Genomic DNA, 18,263 nt, shown 5'->3' on the forward strand with positions numbered 1-18,263 from the left:
CATCGAATCGTTGTTGCTGTGCTTAACGGCATTTTTGCGGTGCACTTGGTCGGTGTACCGCTTTTTTTTGCCTGCAGATTAGCTCCTACAGTGTGTCCAGCTCGGTAATGGCGTTGACCAGCACATTGATGTCCGCCGCCGACGTCACCAGCCCCGGCGTGACCCGGATACAGGTACCAAACGCCGCGCCCGTGCGAGTGGTGGTAAACAGGCCGTAGTCCTGGAGCAATCGATCCGCCATCACCTGCTGGTCCCGCCCGACAAACTTGAAGGCCGTGATCCCGCAATACAGCCGTGGATCATCCGGTGTCAGCACCTCGATTCCCGGCAATGGCCGCACCTGGCTCACCCATAAATCCCGCAGGTAATTGACCCGCGCGCCCTTGGCCGCCGCGCCGCCGAGGGCCTGATGTTCCTGCAGCACCAGCGGTAAGGTCATCAGCGCCGGAAAGTTCGGCGTGCTGTAGGGCGTACGCGCGCGAATGTCGGTGGCGGGGTAGTGGAATTCGCCCATGTCCGGGTCGATATCGGCCAGACGCTCGGGGGCGATGTACAGAAAGCCTAGCGTCAGTGGCGCACCGATCCATTTATGCAGGTTGAAACCGGCGAACTGGATGCCCAGTTGGGCGAGGTTGAACTCGATCTGGCCCAGGGCATGGGCGCCGTCGAGGATCACATCGACTGCATGCTCGCGCGCCGCCTTGGCGATGGCTTCGACCGGCATCACCAGGCCGGTGCGGTGGGTGACGTGGGTGAGCGCCATCAGTTTGAGGCGCGGATACTGCTCGAACGCTTGGCGATACGTCTGCAGCAGGCTGTCGAAACTGGCCGGATGGGTGTGGGAAAGCTCGATCACCTCCACGCCCCGATAGCCGGCCAACCAGCGCATCGCGCCTTTGACCGTGTCGTACTCCAGGTCACTGATAAGGACCTGGTCGCCCGGTTGCAGGCGGTTGTAGTTGCGGATCAACGACTGCAAGGCTTCGGTGGCGTTGCGGGTGAAGGCGATTGCCTCCGGGGCGGCGTCGATCAACCCGGCCAGTTGGCGCCGGATCTCGTCGTTCTCACCGCGCTCGAAGCGTTGGCGCACATGCAGCGAATTGCTGCGATTGATAAACGCCACGTGCTCCAGGTACTGCCCCCGCACCTCGCGGCTCATGCGCCCAAAGTAGCCGTTTTCCAGGTTGATCGGACCGGGCTCCAGCTCGTAGCGCTGGGCGATGGTGTGCCAATGGTGTTCGTTGTCGGCATTCCTTGGCATGGCGATGCTCTTAGTGGCGAGGGGCGGGTTTGCCGTGTTTGGCGCGCAGCGGTTCGAGCAATTCGGAAAGGCCGTTGTGGTCGATTTCCTGCATCAAGGCCAGCAGCCCGCCCAGTTCGCCGTGGGGGAAGCCTTCACGGGCGAACCAATTCAGGTAGGGGCCTGGCAGGTCGGCGATGATCCGGCCCTTGTATTTGCCGAAGGGCATTTCGCGGGTGATCAGCAGTTCGAGTTTTTCGGGATTCATGGGTTCGGCGCGGCGCAAGTCGAGACCTTGGAAAATACAGGCATTCTGCATGAAGGCCAAATGACAGATCATGCAAATAACGTACATACAGATGGTTCAATAATTTTCAAGTCATTGAATATAAAGGGAAAAGTTATTTTTCATAACCTGGCACGGGCGCTGCAATCATTTATGCAACCTTCTTAAACCCGCACAAGGAAATGGAAAATGACTGACATCAATAAAGAATCGATCTCCGTACTCAACGACCTGATCGAGACCAGCAAAGACGGCCAGAAAGGTTTCGCAACTTGTGCCGAAGACATCAAGCACCCAGAACTCAAAGCGCTGTTCGTCAAGCGCTCCGCTGATTGCGCTACTGCTGCTGCAGAACTGCAGACTGCAGTGAAAGCTTTGGGCGGCGATCCGGAAAAATCCGGCAGCGTTGCCGGCGCCCTGCACCGTGGCTGGGTCGACGTGAAGTCGCTGGTCACCGGCAAAGACGAAGAAGCCGTGCTGAACGAAGCCGAGCGCGGTGAAGACCATGCACTGAAGGCTTACAAGGAAGCGATCGAGAAGATCAACAAGCACAACCTGCTGGGTATTCGTGACCTGGTAGAGCGTCAGTTCCACGGCGCACAGCGCAACCACGACCAGGTGAAAGCCCTGCGTAACCAGGCTCGCGCTCAGTCGTAAGCCCTGCGCTGTACAGGCTGTAAAAAAATGTGGGAGGGGGCTTTTGCCCCCTCCCACATTTGCATTGTGTCGACGCTGTAACGGCTATCAGCCAATGCTGATCGGCGGCAACTCAGTCAAGGTCACGACCTGCTGCTTGCGTGGCGCGAGGATCTCCGCCTCACCGTCCACCACCAACTCATCGCGCTGGTTGAACACACGGGTGGCGATGCGCACACGAAACTTTGGCAGCTTCTCGAGAATTTCCAGACGCACGGTCAGGGTGTCGCCGATTTTCACCGGCTTCTGAAAGCTCATCTGCTGGCCGATGTAGATCGTGCCGGGCCCAGGCAGCTCGCAGGCCACCGCCGCACTGATCAGCGCGCCACTGAACATACCGTGGGCAATACGCTCCTTGAACATGGTCGCCTTGGCGTACTCGGCATCCAGGTGCACCGGGTTGTGGTCGCCGGACATCGCGGCGAACAGCTGGATATCGCGCTCTTCGACGGTCTTGCTGTAGCTGGCGGTCTGGCCGACTTCGAGGGCTTCGTACGGGGTGTTGGTTACCTGGGTCATCTAAAGGTGCATCCTGTGGCTAATCGGTAATTTAACTTTCTGATTTTAAACGAAAAATTATTCGCAGCGGGTCGGCCGACGCAAGGTCAGGGCCTGGTCGAGCCACGTCAGCACATCCGCGGTGACTTGGTCGCGGTTGGTTTCGTTGAACACTTCGTGTCGCGCCTGCGGGTAAATGATCAGGTGCAGATTCTGGCTGCCGGCCTCTCGCAGGGCTTGGGCCAGGCTGTTGAGACGCTTGCCCTCACTCACCGGATCACATTCGCCGCCGATCACCAGGATCGGCAGGCCCGGATCGATCTGCGCGAGATTGGACGCTTTGCTGATTTGCTGCAAGCCGCCGAGCAGGTCGATCCACAGCTGGTTGGTGCAGCGGAAGCCGCAGAGCGGGTCGTTGATGTAGAGGTCGACTTCAGCCGGGTCGCGGCTGAGCCAGTCAAATGCAGTGCGATTGGGTTTGAACGCCTTGTTGAACGATCCAAACGAGAGGAAATCGATCAGCGCACTGCGCCCGCGCAACCCCTGGCGCAGGCGTTCGATGCGGGCGATCACCCGGGCAGCGCGGTACAGCGCCACCGGTTGGAAATTTGAACCGCTGAGAATCACCCCATTCAGGCTGGCGCTGTGATGCAGCAAGTAGGCCTGGGCGATGTAGCTGCCCATGCTGTGGCCCAGCAGGAGGATCGGCAACCCCGGCTGCTGCTGGCCGATGTGCTGGTTGAGGCTGGCCAGGTCGCCGACCACTTTGTTCCAGCCATCGCGCTCGGCGAACAGCCCCAAGGTACCTTCGCCGGCGGTGCGGCCGTGGCCACGCTGGTCCAGCGCATACAGGCCGTAGCCGGCGGCGCACAAGGGTGCGGCCAGGCGCGCATAACGACCGCTGTGCTCGGCCATGCCATGGGACAGCATCACCAGGGCCTTGGGCGGGCCTTCGGGCATCCATTGATTGACGTACAGGCGGCTGCGGTCATTCGCGGTCAGCCAGAAGGTGCTGTGGTTCATGGCGATTCCTTTGCTCAGGGTCGTTGCAGTGTATAGCTCATCCTCGAGGTTGCGTCTGATCAGTGCAGGCCCTTGTAGGAAGATTCACGCAATTAATGACGCTCTTTCCCTTATTTGCCTGTTTAGCCATAGCTGCTAACGTCCCCAAAGCTCCGCTTTCTATCGCAACACGAAAGTGGCCGGACACACTCAGGTAAGAGGACAAGAATAATGCAACCTGATTTCTGGAATGACAAACGCGCGGCGGGCGTCCCCAATGACATCGACCTGACGGCCTACAAGTCGGTGATCGAAGTCTTCGAGCGTTCCTGCAAGGCCTTTGCCGACCGTCCGGCATTCAGCAACATGGGCATCACCCTGACTTACGCCGAGCTTGAGCGCCAGAGCGCGGCGTTCGCCGGCTACCTGCAACAGCACACCGATCTCAAGCCGGGCGAGCGCATCGCGGTACAGATGCCCAACGTGCTGCATTATCCGATTGCCGTGTTCGGGGCGTTGCGCGCCGGGCTGATCGTGGTCAACACCAACCCGCTGTACACCCCGCGCGAGATGCGCCACCAGTTCAAGGACGCCGGCGTGCGTGCGCTGGTCTACCTCAACCTGTTCGGTTCGCGCGTGCAGGAGGTGTGCAGCGACACCGAGATCGACTACCTGATCGAAGCCCGGATGGGCGACTTCATGCCCGCCGCCAAGGGCTGGCTGGTCAACACCGTGGTCGACAAGGTGAAGAAGATGGTCCCGGCCTACAGCCTGCCACGCGCGGTGTCGTTCAAGCGCGCGTTGCGCCTGGGTGCCGGCCTGGGGGTGACCCGGCATCCGGTGACCCTCGATGACATCGCCGTGCTGCAGTACACCGGTGGCACCACCGGGTTGGCCAAGGGCGCGATGCTCACCCATGGCAACCTGGTGGCGAACATGCAGCAGGTGCGCGCCTGCATGTCGCAGACCGGCGAGGACGGCCATCCGCTGATCAAGGAAGGGCAGGAGGTGATGATCGCGCCGCTGCCGCTGTACCACATCTATGCCTTCACCGCGAATTGCATGTGCATGATGGTGTCGGGCAACCACAACGTGCTGATCATCAACCCGCGCGACATCGGTGGCTTTATCAAGGAACTGAAGAACTGGCGCTTTACCGGGCTGCTGGGGCTGAACACGCTGTTCGTGGCGTTGATGGACCACCCGGACTTCAAGAGCCTGGACTTTTCCCACCTCAAGCTCACCAACTCCGGCGGCACCGCGTTGATCAAGGCGACGGCCGAGCGCTGGCAGCAGCTCACCGGTTGCGCGATCGGCGAAGGCTACGGGCTCACGGAAACCTCACCGGTGGCCAGCACCAACCCGTATGGCAATAAATCCCGCCTGGGCACCGTGGGCATCCCGGTGCCGGCCACGGCAATGAAAGTGATCGATGACCAGGGCGTCGAGTTGCCGCTGGGCGAGCGCGGCGAGCTGTGCATCAAGGGGCCGCAGGTGATGAAGGGCTATTGGCAGCAACCGGCCGCCACTGCCGAGGCGCTGGACGCCGAGGGTTGGCTCAAGACCGGCGACATTGCGGTGATCGATGACGACGGCTTTGTGCGCATTGTCGATCGCAAGAAAGACCTGATCATCGTCTCGGGCTTCAACGTGTACCCCAACGAGATCGAAGACGTGGTCATGGCCCACCCGGCGGTGGCCAACTGCGCCGTGATCGGCGTGCCGGACGAACGCACGGGCGAGGCGGTGAAGCTGTTCGTGGTGGCGCGTGCCGAAGGGGTGAGCCTTGAGGAGTTGAAGGCGTACTGCAAGACCAACTTCACCGGCTACAAGGTGCCCAAGCACATTGTGCTGCGGGAGTCGTTGCCGATGACGCCGGTGGGCAAGATCCTGCGACGGGAGCTGCGCGACATCGCCTGACGTGAAACCGGCTCGAAACAGGTGGGAGCAACTGTCTTGCCTGCGATGACGGTCTTTCAGTCACTGGATGTATCGACTGAGGGACCGCCATCGCAGGCAAGCCAGCTCCCACAGTGTTATTTACCTTCCTGGAAGCCCCATTCCAGAGCCATTCCCAAGCTTGTAGAATCTTTGCTCTAAAAATGACCATTAGATATTCTTGAGTCATGTTTATGACTGTAGGGCCCTCTTTTGGCTCTAGGCGGCCCTTGGCAAAGCTGCTACTCTCGGCGCGCTTTGTGACGTCTAGGCCTGCTTGAAAGCGCCAGATTCACCTAAAAAAACATACACCAATAATAATCGCATCAAATGCGATGATGAATTCGCGTCGCTGAGGAGTGGGCTTCCATGAACGAAGACTTTTGGAAGGATAAGTACCCCGCCGGGATTGCTGCAGAAATCAATCCAGACGAGTATCCGAATATTCAGGCGGTATTGAAGCAGTCCTGCCAGCGCTTCGCCAACAAACCGGCTTTCAGCAACCTGGGCAAGACAATCACCTACGGTGAACTGTACGAATTGTCCGGTGCCTTCGCCGCGTACCTGCAACAGCATACCGACTTGAAGCCGGGCGATCGAATCGCCGTGCAACTGCCCAACGTCCTGCAATACCCGGTCGCCGTGTTCGGCGCCATCCGTGCTGGCCTGATCGTGGTCAACACCAACCCGCTGTACACCGCGCGGGAAATGGAACACCAATTCAACGACTCTGGCGCCAAGGCGCTGGTCTGCCTGGCCAACATGGCCCACCTGGCGGAAAAGGTCGTGCCCAAGACCGCCGTCAGGCATGTCATCGTCACTGAAGTCGCCGACCTGCTGCCGCCACTCAAGCGCCTACTGATCAACAGCGTCATCAAGTACGTGAAGAAAATGGTCCCGGCCTATCACTTGCCCAAGGCGATCAAGTTCAACGACGTGCTGGCCAAGGGGCACGGCCAACCGGTCAGCGACGCCAGCCCCGACAGTGGCGATGTGGCCGTGCTGCAATACACCGGCGGCACCACCGGCGTGGCCAAGGGCGCGATGCTCACCCACCGCAACCTGGTGGCCAACATGCTGCAGTGCAAGGCGCTGATGGGCTCCAACCTCAATGAAGGTTGCGAGATCCTGATCACGCCGCTGCCGCTGTACCACATCTACGCGTTCACCTTTCATTGCATGGCGATGATGCTGATCGGCAACCACAACATCCTGATCAGCAACCCGCGCGACCTGCCGGCGATGGTCAAGGAACTGTCGAAGTGGAAGTTCAGCGGCTTTGTCGGCCTCAACACCCTGTTCGTGGCGCTGTGCAACAACGAGGCGTTCCGCAAGCTGGATTTCTCCGCGTTGAAAGTCACCCTGTCGGGCGGCATGGCCCTGCAACTGGCCGCTGCCGAGCGCTGGAAGGCCGTGACCGGCTGTGGCATCTGTGAAGGCTACGGCATGACCGAGACCAGCCCGGTGGCCACGGTGAACCCGATCCAGCATATCCAGATCGGCACCATCGGCATTCCGGTGCCGTCCACCGTGTGCAAGGTCATTGCCGATGACGGCACCGAGCTGGCGCTGGGCGAGACCGGTGAGCTGTGCGTCAAGGGCCCGCAAGTGATGAAAGGCTACTGGCAGCGCGAAGACGCCACTGCCGAGATGCTCGACAGCGAAGGCTGGCTGAAGACCGGTGACATCGCGATCATCCAGCCTGACGGCTATATGCGCATTGTCGACCGCAAGAAGGACATGATCCTGGTTTCCGGTTTCAACGTGTATCCCAACGAGCTGGAAGACGTGCTGGCAGGCCTGCCGGGCGTGCTGCAGTGCGCGGCCATCGGCGTGCCGGATGAAAAGTCCGGGGAGCACATCAAGCTCTTTATCGTGGTCAAGCCGGGCGCGACCCTGACCAAGGAGCAGGTGATGGAGCATATGCGCGCCAATGTCACCGGCTACAAAGTGCCCAAGGCCGTGGAATTCCGCGATGCACTGCCGACTACCAACGTGGGCAAGATCCTGCGCCGTGAGTTGCGTGATGAAGAGCTGAAAAAGCTAGGCCTGAAAAAGTAACCCTAAAAAACCCCGCGAATGCGGGGTTTTTTAATGCTTGCTGATTAGCAGGGGTGAAATGCAATCCAAAGTGTGGGAGCGGGCTTGCTCGCGAATGCGGTGTATCAGCGACTTATCATGCGACTGACGCTCTGCATTCGCGAGTAAGCCCGCTCCCACATTTTAAACCGCATTCCTACAGTGCGAATTGCGCAAAGCTGACGCCGGCACCGGCTGGACGTACATCCTTGAGGAACGAATCCTTGTCCGCGCTCAGCTCCAGGGTGATCTCCGGCTTGCGCTTGCCGGCATTGCGCACCACCAGGCCTTCGAGTTTTCCACGCAGGAACACCGTTGGCACCTTCAGGTGCAGCAACTGGTCGGTGTCGGCGTTATGCATCAACAGGTGAATCCACTCGTACTGGCCCACGGCAATCCGACCCACTGGCAGGTCGAACCACCAGATGTTGCGTTTGCGGTCCAGGTCAGTGAAATGGCAGTTGTTGACGCCGAGTACGGCACCGCCCAGTTCCTGGTTTCTGCGGGCGATGGCCTGTGCTTTATTGAGTTTCATAACCTTCCTACGGGATCTGTTATTCAGCGTTATAGCCTGAATGTGCCGGGCATTCTCGTGGGTTGGCCGCAAAACATAAAGCCAAACCTGCGGCTGGCGATGAAATGCTCGCGCAAAAATAATTGAAACTCTGCCGAACCGCCTCGGGTCAATCTTTACGTAATGACCAAAACCCTTTGATTGTTCTTTCGGAGAAATACCATGGGCAGCACAGCGGATAAGGCAAAAGGTTTGAAAGATGAAGCCGTCGGCAACATCAAGCAAGGCGTCGGCAAAGTCACCGGCAACGACAAACTGCGCGCTGAAGGCGTGGTGCAGGAAAAGAAAGGCCAAGTCGAGAAAGCCGTCGGCGACACCAAGGACGCGGTCAAGAAAGCGACCAAGTAATACGGCGCTCGCGCAGTCTGACGGCCATCCACGGATGGCCGTTTTTATGTCACACCTCGTGATTAAAGTTTCGAAATTGTTTCGAGGTCGCCAAATAGGCTACCTTGATGTAGAAAACGGCCCCTGAGTCGCCCACGAACTCAACCTTTTGCGGCGAAAGGAGACGCTATGATTTTTCCGGTACTGCAAGGCCTCAAGCTTCATAAAGTGCTGGTGCGCACCGTCAAGGAATTCGTCGATGACGAGATGCCCACCTACGCCTCGGCACTGGCCTACCAGATGCTGTTTTCGTTGTTTCCCTTCCTGCTGTTCCTCATTGCCCTGATCGGTTTCCTGCACCTGCCGGACTTTTTCACCTGGCTGCGCATGCAGTCGGAGCTGGTGTTGCCGCCCCAGGCGCTGGAGCAGGTCAACCCGGTGATCGACCAGTTGCAGCAATCCAAGGGTGGCCTGCTCTCGGTGGGTATCGTGATTGCGCTGTGGACGGCTTCCGCCGGCGTGCGCCTGATGATGAGCGCGATGAACGCCGCCTACGACGTGGTCGAAGGCCGCCCGATCTGGAAGCGCTTCCCGCTGTCGATTTTCTACACCGTCGGCATTGCCGGCATGCTCCTGGCCGCCGCCGCGCTGATGGTGCTTGGCCCGCAGGTGATGGAGTGGCTGGCCGGGCAGATCGGCATGCAGGAATTCGTGGTCACCCTGTGGACCATCCTGCGCTGGCCGTTGATTGTGATCTTGCTGATGTTCGCCGTGGCCCTCATGTACTACGTGATGCCTGACGTCGAGCAGAAATTCCGCTTCATCACGCCTGGCTCGGTGCTGGCGGTGGTGGTGTGGATCGTCGCCTCACTGGGGTTTGGCTACTACGTCAAAACCTTCGCCGACTACAACGCCATGTATGGCAGCATCGGTGCGATCATCGTGCTGCTCCTGTACTTCTACATTTCCGCCGCGGTGCTGTTGCTGGGCGCGGAGATGAATGCGGTGATCGAGCACATGTCCGCCGAAGGCAAGGACCCAGGCGAAAAGGAGTTCGACGAAGCGGGCGCCACCGATGAAAAACAGCATGTCTCCGGCCTTGGCCGGGACCACTCCAAGCCCACTAACGACGAAGTCTGATCGATGATCCGTGAAATCCTGAAAATGGGCGACGAGCGCCTGCTGCGTATCGCGCCCCCGGTGCCACCGGAAATGTTCGACAGCCCCGAGCTGTGGCAATTGATCGATGACATGTTCCAGACCATGGAGCATGTGGGAGGCGTCGGCCTGGCCGCGCCGCAGATTGGCGTCGACCTGCAACTGGTGATCTTCGGGTTCGAGGCCAGTGAGCGCTACCCCGACGCGCCGCCAGTGCCGCAGACCATTCTGATCAATCCGTTGATCACACCGCTGAGCCCGGTGCTGGAAGAAGGCTATGAGGGCTGCCTGTCCGTGCCCGGCCTGCGCGGTGCGGTGGACCGTTACCAGCAGATTCGCTACGAAGGTTTCGATCCCAAGGGCGAGCCGATCGTGCGTTTTGCCGATGGCTTCCATGCGCGCGTGGTACAGCATGAGTGCGATCACCTGATCGGCCGGCTGTACCCGTCGCGGATTACGGATTTCAGCAAGTTCGGGTTTATCGAAGTGATGTTCCCGGACATGGATCCTGCGGCTGACGAGTAAACCCCTGGCACAACCCATCAAAACGGTGGGAGCGGGCTTGCTCGCGAATGCGTTTTATCAGTCGATACATGCGTGACTGATACACCGCCTTCGCGAGCAAGCCCGCTCCCACAGGTTGATGGCATTTCACGTCAGGTTATTGGGCGGGTTTGACGAACCGCAAGGTCATCCGATCCGACTCGCCGATCGCCACGTACTTGGCCTTATCCTGTTCTCCCAGCTTCAACGTCGGCGGCAAGGTCCAGACTCCGCCGGGATAGTCCTTGGTGTCCTTCGCATTGGCATTCACCTCACTTTGTCCCGCCAGCTTGAAGCCTGCATCGGTCGCCAGCTTCACCACTTGCGCAGTGGTCAGGTAACCGCTGTCCTTGATCGCTTCCAGGTCCGCGCCATCCTTGGCCCGGTGATCTTCCACGCCCAGCACGCCGCCCGGTTTCAGCACCGTGTAGAACGCACGGAAGGTGGCGTTGGCAGTGTCGGCCGCCACCCAGTTATGCACATTGCGGAAGGTCAGCACGGCGTCGGTTGAACCGGGTTTGCCCAACACCGGCACCTTGGGGTCGAACTCGACCACTTCAGCCTTGGCATAGCGCGCCGGGTCGGCGGCGAATTTCTTCTTCAGGTTCTCTTCCGAGGTCCGCGCATAGGCACTGCTGCTCGCCGCCTGCACGGCGGCAATGTAATGCCCGTGATCCTTGAGCAGCGGCGCCAGCAGTTCGCTGTACCAACCGCCACCCGGGGTGATTTCGATCACGGTTTGCCTGGCGCCCAGGCCAAAGAACTCCAGCGTCTGCTGCGGATGACGATAGCCGTCACGCGCACTGTTGGCAGGGTCGCGCCAACTGCCGGCGAGTACGCTGGCGTACTGCTTGGCGCTGATCGGTGCGTCGGCGGCCTGGCTGAAGGTGGGGACGAGGAGGGCGGTGAGGGACAGCGCTGCAAGCGTCGTTTTCATGATCATCCTGTAGAGGGCTAGGGTGCCCCCGAGGCTAGCATGGGCCCTTTGCCGGCTGATCACACATTATCTGCGGTGAACCGCACCAAAGGTTCTAAGCAGCGATGTTCAAGCCCATGGCGATCATCGGCTTGTTGCGTTTGTACCGCACCAGTCGTTCGCTGAGGGACTGCGGCAGCCGCGTGTCCTGAGTGAAGCCGATGCGCTGATACAACCCTTCCAGGTCCGGATGGCACAGCAACCAGACCGTGCCGTCCACATCTGCCACGGCCTGCTCAATCAAGCGCGCCGCCAGCCCCTGGCCGCGATACGCCGGGTCGACAAACACCCCCGTCAGCCACTGTCCGCCGACCACCGGCGTGAGGCACAGGCCGGCGACAATCTCGCCATCGCGCGCCACCCACAAACGGCCGCCCTTGAGTGCCTTCATCGACGAATCGTGGCGGCGGTAAAACTTGTTCAGCAGCGGCCACAGCGGCTCTGCCAGCGGTTCGAGGTGCAGTTCGGGCATGGTGTTCGCGCAACATAATCCAGGGCCGGAGATTATAAGCGCCTTCTGTGGGGCAATAGGTGGTATACCCAGTGTTACATCCCCTGTAAGTGGAGCATGCATCATGGCCAAAGGTATGGATTCAAAGAAAGCCGCGAAGAAAAAACCGGCAAAGACCGCCGATGAAAAACGCGCTGACAAGAAAGCCAAGAAGTCCGAGACCGGCCTGTTCGGTCACTGAGTTACAAGCTTAGAACCAAACGATCTGCAAGATTTTTGCGCCTCATTGCACAGAGCAGGAAACACCTGCTCTGAGCTGCCGATGGCCAACTACCTTGATGAGACCCAACGCCGGGAAATCGAAGCCCTGGCGCACAGTTTTACCGCCCGCACCGAATGGCCGACCTGGCTGTTGTTGCTCGGCGTCTACGCCGGCTGGTTCGCCGTGGTCCTCGCCAGCCACTGGCTGGGTGTGGGGCTGAGTACCGTGCTGCTGATTCCCATCGTGACGCTGTGGCTGTCCGTGCAACACGAACTGCTGCATGGCCATCCCACCCGCTCGCGCCGGCTCAACAAACTCCTCGGTTATGCCCCGTTCGCCGTGTGGTACCCCTACACGCTGTACCGCGACAGCCATCTGCTGCACCACAATGATGACGACCTGACCCTGCCCGGCATCGACCCGGAAAGCCGCTACCTCAACCAGCAGCAATGGGACAACAGCTCACTGTTCGAACGTGGCGTGCATTGGCTGACCAAAACCGTGCTCGGTCGTTTTCTGCTGGCCGCGCCCTTGGCGATCACCCGCCTGGCGCGCCATGAATGGCAGCGCCTGCCACAGGTCTGGCCGATGTGGCTGGCCCACGGCGCGGTGACGCTGCTGATGCTGAGTTTCATCGCCCACTACAGCGCGCTGTCAGTCGTGCAGTACCTGCTGCTGGTCAGTGTGCCGGCCTTGTCGCTGGCGTCGATCCGTTCCTACTATGAGCACCGTCCGCATCCGCAACCGGAGCAACGCACGGTGCTCAACGAGGCGTCGTGGCCGTGGACCTGGCTGTTTTTGAACAACAACCTGCACCTGGTGCACCACGACTTGCCGCAATTGCCCTGGTATTTGCTGCCCACCGTCTACCGTGCCCGTCGCGAGCAGTGGGTGGCGCGCAGCGGCGGGTTCCTGGTGCAGGGCTACGGCCAGTTGATCAGCCGCCACGGGCTCAAGGCCATCGACAGCCCGCGCCACCCCTTTGCCTGAGAGGCCCGCATGAGTGATCACTACGCCGAGCTGCTGATGTATGTCGCGCCGGACCCCATCCAACAGGCCAACCAACAGTGGTTGACGCGGATCCTGGAGCGCCTGGGCCTGGGCCGGCGCGACGCCGCGCATCTGGATCTGCTCGGCCTGTGGCTGGCCCCTGAACTGCTCGTTACCCAGACCTGCGGCTACCCGCTGATGACCCAACTGCGTGGTCAGGTGCGCGTCATCGGCCGACCACGTTATGAATTGCCGCACAGCAGCAACGGCGCCCATTGCAGCCTGCTGCTGGCCCGCGAGGACAACCCGCACACCGACCTGGCGCAGTTCTACCAAAGCCGTGGCGTGATCAATGGCCACGACTCCAACAGTGGCATGAACCTGTTGCGCGAACGCTTGGCGCCTTTGCAGCAGGACGGTCGGTTTTTTTCCAGCGTCGGCATCAGTGGTGCCCACCGCGAGAGCCTGCGCTGGTTGCGCGAGGACCGTGCCGACCTGGCCGCCATCGACAGCGTCACTTACGACTACCTGGCCCGTTTCGCCCCGCAGGAAGTGGCGGGGCTGCGCGTGGTGAGCCACAGCGCGCCGAGCCCGACCTTGCCCTACATCGGCCCGCACAGCTTGAGTGAGGCGCAGGTTGCAACGATTCGTGCGGCCATGAACCTGGCGTTGCAGGACTTGCCGCACGTGGTCGAGACCCTAGGCTTGCATGCAGTGCTGCCGGCCAGCGAAGACGACTATCAGGTACTCCTCGACTACCAGCAGTACGCCGCCAGCCTTGGCTACCGGGTACTTGAATAAGGTTATATAAAAATACCTTTTAAATATTATTAAAGAATAAGCAGCCTTGCTAGGATCGCCCCACCGGAACACCGGACATAACGCGTAACCTACTCAGATGGAGCCACTATGTCCGGCGCCGACACTTCTCACAGCGATTACGTGGGCGGATTATTCCGCAGTCATTACGACTGGCTGTGTGGCCGTTTGCACCGCCACCTCGATTCGCGCGCGCACGCCGAAGACATCGCCGCCGACACCTTCGTCCAGCTCCTGAGTTCGCCGTCGGTGGAGCCGATCCGCCAGCCCCGCGCCTTGCTCACCACCATCGCCCAGCGCCTGATGTACCAGCTGTGGCGCCGTCGTGACCTGGAGCGCGCCTACCTCGACGCCCTCGATACCGACGACACCTGCACCGCGCCGTCGCCCGAAGACCTGGCGCAAATGCTCGAAGCCCTGCAAGCCATCGACCAGTTGCTCGACGGCTTGCCGGCGAAGGTCAAGGCGACCTTTCTGCTGTCGCAACTCAATGGCCTGACCTACCCGCAAATCGCCGCCGAGCTGGGCATTTCCCAGCGCTCGGTCAGCGACTACATGACCCGCGCATTCAATCGATGCCTGCGGCTGTGCCTGGAATGAACGACGAACTGATCGACAGCGCCACGCAGTGGTACGTGCTGCTGCGTTCCGGCCAGGCCACGGCGCAGGATTGGCAGCGTTATCACCAATGGCGCGCGGCCGACCCCCGCCATGATGCCTTGTGCCGGCAGTTGGAAACCCGCCTCGGGGTGTTCCAGGTGCCGCAGGCGCAAGGCGTCAGCGGCAAAGTCGTGCAGCAGGCGTTGGAGGCGCCGTCCAGTCGCCGCCAGGTATTGCAGATCGCCCTGGCCGGCGCCGGCGTGGCCGTCGGCGCGGTGCTGCTGGCCAAACCCATGGGGCTGTCGGAGCTCACGGCGGATGTGCGCACCGGCACCGGCGAGCGGCGCACCGTGACCCTGGATGACGGCAGCGAATTGCTGCTCAACGCCCAGAGCGCGGCCGACATTCAGTTCGACCCGCAACGGCGCCTGGTGCGCCTGCGCGAAGGTGAGCTGCTGGCCAAGGTCGCCAGTGATCGCCTGCGGCCGTTTCTGATCCAGACCGACCAGGCGCGCCTGCGTGCCTATGGCAACCGCTTTCTGGTGCGTGAGCGTGAAGGGCAGGGCCAGGTCGTCGCGCTCAACGGCGCCGTCGAAATCGATGGGCAAAACGGCGAGCGCCTGCAACTGGCCGCCGGCCATGAAGTGCATTACGACCGCGCGGGCTTCGGCCCGATGCAGGCCAGTTCTTCCGGCGCCACTGCCTGGGTCGACGGCTTCCTGCAAGTGCGCGACCGTCCGCTGGCTGAAGTCATCGACGCGCTGCGCCCCTACCACCAGGGCGTGCTGCGCCTGGATCCGGCCGTGGCCGAGTTGCGCGTGAGCGGCCTGTACCGCCTGGACAACCCCCAGCAGATCCTCGACACCCTGGCGCGCACTTTGCCGATCCACATCACCCGCCGCACGGGCCTGTGGGTGACCGTTAGTGCGGCCTGATTTGCTGTGGGAATTAGCTTGCTTGCGATGCCTGCCCGTTACATCGCGTCGATGCCATCGCAGGCAAGCCAGCGCCTACAGGGTTTGCGCTTCGAAAGTGGGTTCTAAGGACATAACCAAACGATCTGCAAGTTTTCCCGCGGCCGTCCCACATCACTCCCGTAAGCGCTGCGGGGAGCAGCGTTCTCGAGTTTCCTTGGGGGGAGCCAAAGTGAATCAGTTCAACCGTGTGCCGCTGCGAACCTTTGCCCTGGTGCCGTTGGCCAGTCTGTTTTTTTCGTTTGCCGCCAGTGCCGAAGAGGCGCGCCAGGTCTACCACATCGCGCCCGGCCCGCTGGATGAGGTGCTGCTGGACATCAGTCGCCAGAGCGGCCAGGTGATTTCGTTTACGCCGCAACTGGGCAATTATTCCTCGGCCCGTGTCGACGGTTCGCTGTCGGCGCAACAGGCGGTCGACGCCGCGCTCAAGGGCACCGGCCTGCACGTGCAGGTCAGCCCGGACGGCGCCTTTGTGATCAAGGAGGACGCGGCCAAAAGTGCCCAGGCCACCAGCAGCGTCAAGGCCCAGACCAGCGCCGCCCAGGCACCGACCCTGGACCGCGTGGTGGCCATCGGCACCCGCCGCAGCGACGCCACCGCCCTGACCAGCGCGGCGCCGGTGGACGTGATCAACGCCGCAGAACTCAAGCAAACCGGCGCCACCAGCCTTAACCAGGCACTGTTCCAGTTGCTGCCCTCGTTCAACTTTCCGCAGAACAACAGCGCCACGCGCGGGCAGGATCCCAAGGGGGCCTCGCTGCGTGGCCTGTCACCCGACCAGACCCTGGTGCTGATCAACGGCAAGCGCCGGCACACCTCGGCGGTGGTGAATATTTCCGGTGGCGTGCCGTTCATTGGCGCGCAGCCGGTGGACCTGGACATGATCCCCATCAGCGCCATCGACCATGTCGAAGTGCTGCGTGATGGCGCCTCGGCGCAGTACGGCTCGGATGCGGTGGCCGGGGTGGTCAACATCGTGCTCAAGGAGCGTGACAGCGGCGGTGGCATCAACACGCAATTGGGCAAATACGCCCAGGGCGATGGCTTCAGCAAGACCACCGACGGCTGGTACGGCATCGGTTTGCCGGGGGATGGTTTCCTCACGCTGAGCTTCAACACCCTGAACAACAAGCCCGACGATATCGGCGACAAGTACGTCGCCGACGGCCAGTTGCAAGACCCACGTTGGGGTGGGGCCGGGCGCGACAAATACAACCTGGCGGCGAATGCCGAGATCGGCCTGAACGATCAATGGCGGCTCTACAGCTTCGCCACCTTCGGCCAGGACACCTCGGTCAACAACACGCCGCCGCTGTTGGCCAGCAGCCCGAACAACGTCGCGTCGATCTACCCCGGCGGCACGATTCCCAAGTACCGCTACCGCTATGAAGACGGCGCCATCACCGTAGGCACGCGCTATGAAGACGAATCCATCGGCCGCTTCGACCTGAGCGCGACGTATGGCCGTGACGAGCACGACGAGTTGGCGTTCAACACCGTCAACCCGAGCTATGGCGCCAACAGCCCGACCAAATTCAACGTCGCGACGCTGGTCAACGATCAGACCAACATCACCCTCGACTACGCCAAGGACCTCGACGTGAACTGGTCCAGCCACCCGCTGACCGTCTCCGCAGGCGTGGCCTACCGGCACGAGCAATATCGCCTCGAGGCCGGGGACTACGATTCCTACTCCTACGGCGGTATCGACAACGTGCAGGTGGGCGCGGTGCAAGCGTCGGGCTTGACCCCGGACGATGCCGGCACCTTCAAGCGCGATGTCGGCGGCGTGTATTTCGGCCTGGAAAACCAGGTCACCGACAAGCTGCAAGTCGGCGTCGCCGGGCGCACCGAGCACTACTCGGACTTCGGTTCCGCCACCACCGGCAAGCTCTCGGCGCGTTATGACTTCACCCCGCAAGTGGGGCTGCGCGGCACGATCAACAATGCCTATCACGCGCCAAGCCTGGGCCAGATCGGCACGTCCTGGACCACCACCACCAACCTCGATGCCAATGGCAACCCGGTGCTGACCCGCATGCTGCCGGCCGACAACCCGGCAGCGCGGGCCCTCGGCGCACAGCCGCTCAAACCGGAGAAGTCCACCAACTACTCGCTGGGATTGGTACTGCGTCCTACCGAGCATGCCTCGCTGACCATCGACGCCTACCAGATTTCGATTCGCGACCGCCTGTTGTTCAGCGGCGGTATCTCGGGGCCGTTGGCTGAGCAGATCCTCACCAATGCCGGCTACGGCCAGTACTCCTGGGCACAGTTCATGACCAACGCCGCCGACACCCGCACCCGGGGCGTCGACATCGTCGGCAAGTACAACCTGGACCTGGCGCAGTTCGGTGACCTGAACCTGTCGGCCGGCTACACCAAGGCGCGCACCACTATCGAGAAAGTCCACGAGAACCCGAACGGTTTCGAGGTGCTGACCCGCGAAGCCCGGGGCTTTATCGAGCACGGCTACCCCGAAGACAAGCTGGTGTTCGGCGCGGTGCACACACTCAACCAATGGACCATCGCCCTCAACCAGACCCGCTACGGCAAGTACCGCAAATACGCGGCCGCCGAAGCCAACGCCCAGTACGACCAGGTGTTCAGTGCGCAATGGACCACCGACCTGGACGTGAACTACGCGTTCACCAAGCAGCTGCGGGTGTCGGTCGGTGTGAACAACCTGTTCGACAGCAAACCCGATGACTTCAACAGCCGTCTGCGCCAGACGCCGGGGCAGCAATACAGCTACCTGTCGCCGACCGCGCCGGAAGGGGCGTTCTACTACACGCGGCTCAGTTATGACTTTTAAACCCTGATCTTGAAGGGTGTGGAGATCAACTGTGG

General features: G+C 61.2%; 18 protein-coding genes. 11 read left to right on the forward strand and 7 right to left on the reverse strand.

The window, feature by feature from the left end:
• Positions 1-85 precede the first annotated feature (85 nt).
• Positions 86-1,261, reverse strand: coding sequence for an aminotransferase class V-fold PLP-dependent enzyme (locus NTD80_RS09655; protein ID WP_262133340.1), 1,176 nt, complete (start codon positions 1,259-1,261; stop codon positions 86-88).
• Positions 1,262-1,271: 10 nt separating this feature from the next.
• Positions 1,272-1,508 carry a DUF3820 family protein gene (locus NTD80_RS09660; protein ID WP_003213031.1) on the reverse strand — a complete coding sequence of 79 codons (237 nt, stop codon included), beginning with the start codon at positions 1,506-1,508 and terminating at the stop codon, positions 1,272-1,274.
• A 207-nt stretch (positions 1,509-1,715) separates the two neighbouring features.
• Here NTD80_RS09660 and NTD80_RS09665 point away from each other — a divergent pair, with 207 nt between their 5' ends.
• Positions 1,716-2,183: a ferritin-like domain-containing protein gene (locus tag NTD80_RS09665; RefSeq protein WP_094953816.1), complete on the forward strand. Its 468-nt coding sequence runs from the start codon at positions 1,716-1,718 to the stop codon at positions 2,181-2,183.
• An 87-nt stretch (positions 2,184-2,270) separates the two neighbouring features.
• On the opposite strand, the gene NTD80_RS09670 is transcribed toward NTD80_RS09665, so the two are convergent.
• Together NTD80_RS09670 and NTD80_RS09675 are read right to left on the reverse strand one after the other, a co-directional pair.
• Complete coding sequence (locus NTD80_RS09670; RefSeq protein ID WP_003175719.1) at positions 2,271-2,741, reverse strand: MaoC family dehydratase; 471 nt, start codon at positions 2,739-2,741, stop codon at positions 2,271-2,273.
• 57 nt (positions 2,742-2,798) lie between these two features.
• A complete protein-coding gene (locus NTD80_RS09675) occupies positions 2,799-3,743 on the reverse strand; it encodes an alpha/beta hydrolase (protein ID WP_262133343.1) in 945 nt (314 codons plus the stop codon).
• Positions 3,744-3,953: 210 nt separating this feature from the next.
• Here NTD80_RS09675 and fadD2 point away from each other — a divergent pair, with 210 nt between their 5' ends.
• Positions 3,954-5,642: a long-chain-fatty-acid--CoA ligase FadD2 gene (gene fadD2, locus NTD80_RS09680; protein ID WP_262133345.1), complete on the forward strand. Its 1,689-nt coding sequence runs from the start codon at positions 3,954-3,956 to the stop codon at positions 5,640-5,642.
• A gap of 387 nt (positions 5,643-6,029) precedes the next feature.
• Complete coding sequence (fadD1, locus tag NTD80_RS09685) at positions 6,030-7,721, forward strand: long-chain-fatty-acid--CoA ligase FadD1 (RefSeq protein ID WP_065909023.1); 1,692 nt, start codon at positions 6,030-6,032, stop codon at positions 7,719-7,721.
• A gap of 175 nt (positions 7,722-7,896) precedes the next feature.
• Here fadD1 and NTD80_RS09690 read toward each other — a convergent pair whose 3' ends face one another.
• Positions 7,897-8,274 (reverse strand): hypothetical protein, encoded by a 378-nt coding sequence (locus tag NTD80_RS09690; protein WP_262133346.1) that lies wholly within the window; start codon positions 8,272-8,274, stop codon positions 7,897-7,899.
• Positions 8,275-8,475: 201 nt separating this feature from the next.
• Between NTD80_RS09690 and NTD80_RS09695 the strand changes: the two genes are divergently transcribed.
• The 3 genes from NTD80_RS09695 to def all read left to right on the forward strand — a co-directional run bounded on the left by NTD80_RS09695 (position 8,476) and on the right by def (position 10,323).
• A complete protein-coding gene (locus NTD80_RS09695) occupies positions 8,476-8,661 on the forward strand; it encodes a CsbD family protein (protein ID WP_016973106.1) in 186 nt (61 codons plus the stop codon).
• Between the two features lie 168 nt (positions 8,662-8,829).
• A complete protein-coding gene (locus NTD80_RS09700; protein ID WP_065909026.1) occupies positions 8,830-9,780 on the forward strand; it encodes a YihY/virulence factor BrkB family protein in 951 nt (316 codons plus the stop codon).
• Between the two features lie 3 nt (positions 9,781-9,783).
• Positions 9,784-10,323 (forward strand): peptide deformylase, encoded by a 540-nt coding sequence (gene def / locus NTD80_RS09705; protein ID WP_065909029.1) that lies wholly within the window; start codon positions 9,784-9,786, stop codon positions 10,321-10,323.
• Between the two features lie 136 nt (positions 10,324-10,459).
• Here def and NTD80_RS09710 read toward each other — a convergent pair whose 3' ends face one another.
• Together NTD80_RS09710 and NTD80_RS09715 are read right to left on the reverse strand one after the other, a co-directional pair.
• The gene (locus NTD80_RS09710; protein WP_262133350.1) at positions 10,460-11,278 is read right to left on the reverse strand and encodes a class I SAM-dependent methyltransferase; all 819 of its coding nucleotides are present in this window, start codon (positions 11,276-11,278) and stop codon (positions 10,460-10,462) included.
• A gap of 94 nt (positions 11,279-11,372) precedes the next feature.
• Positions 11,373-11,789 (reverse strand): GNAT family N-acetyltransferase, encoded by a 417-nt coding sequence (locus NTD80_RS09715; protein ID WP_213554331.1) that lies wholly within the window; start codon positions 11,787-11,789, stop codon positions 11,373-11,375.
• A gap of 301 nt (positions 11,790-12,090) precedes the next feature.
• Here NTD80_RS09715 and NTD80_RS09720 point away from each other — a divergent pair, with 301 nt between their 5' ends.
• From NTD80_RS09720 to NTD80_RS09740, 5 genes are all read left to right on the forward strand, one after another.
• Positions 12,091-13,020 carry a fatty acid desaturase gene (locus NTD80_RS09720; RefSeq protein WP_262133351.1) on the forward strand — a complete coding sequence of 310 codons (930 nt, stop codon included), beginning with the start codon at positions 12,091-12,093 and terminating at the stop codon, positions 13,018-13,020.
• 9 nt (positions 13,021-13,029) lie between these two features.
• Entirely contained in the window at positions 13,030-13,821 is a 792-nt protein-coding gene (locus tag NTD80_RS09725; RefSeq protein ID WP_262133353.1) for a phosphate/phosphite/phosphonate ABC transporter substrate-binding protein, read from the forward strand.
• Between the two features lie 108 nt (positions 13,822-13,929).
• Positions 13,930-14,439, forward strand: coding sequence for a sigma-70 family RNA polymerase sigma factor (locus NTD80_RS09730; RefSeq protein ID WP_065909044.1), 510 nt, complete (start codon positions 13,930-13,932; stop codon positions 14,437-14,439).
• On the forward strand, positions 14,436-15,374 hold the full coding sequence (locus NTD80_RS09735) for a FecR domain-containing protein (RefSeq protein ID WP_262133355.1): 939 nt from the start codon (positions 14,436-14,438) through the stop codon (positions 15,372-15,374). Before NTD80_RS09730 ends, NTD80_RS09735 begins: the two co-directional genes overlap by 4 nt.
• A gap of 211 nt (positions 15,375-15,585) precedes the next feature.
• Entirely contained in the window at positions 15,586-18,228 is a 2,643-nt protein-coding gene (locus tag NTD80_RS09740; RefSeq protein ID WP_262133357.1) for a TonB-dependent receptor, read from the forward strand.
• Positions 18,229-18,263: the final 35 nt, after the last annotated feature.

Origin of the sequence: Pseudomonas sp. 13B_2.1_Bac1 (assembly GCF_025466155.1) — a bacterium.
GTDB lineage: Bacteria > Pseudomonadota > Gammaproteobacteria > Pseudomonadales > Pseudomonadaceae > Aquipseudomonas > Aquipseudomonas aylmerensis.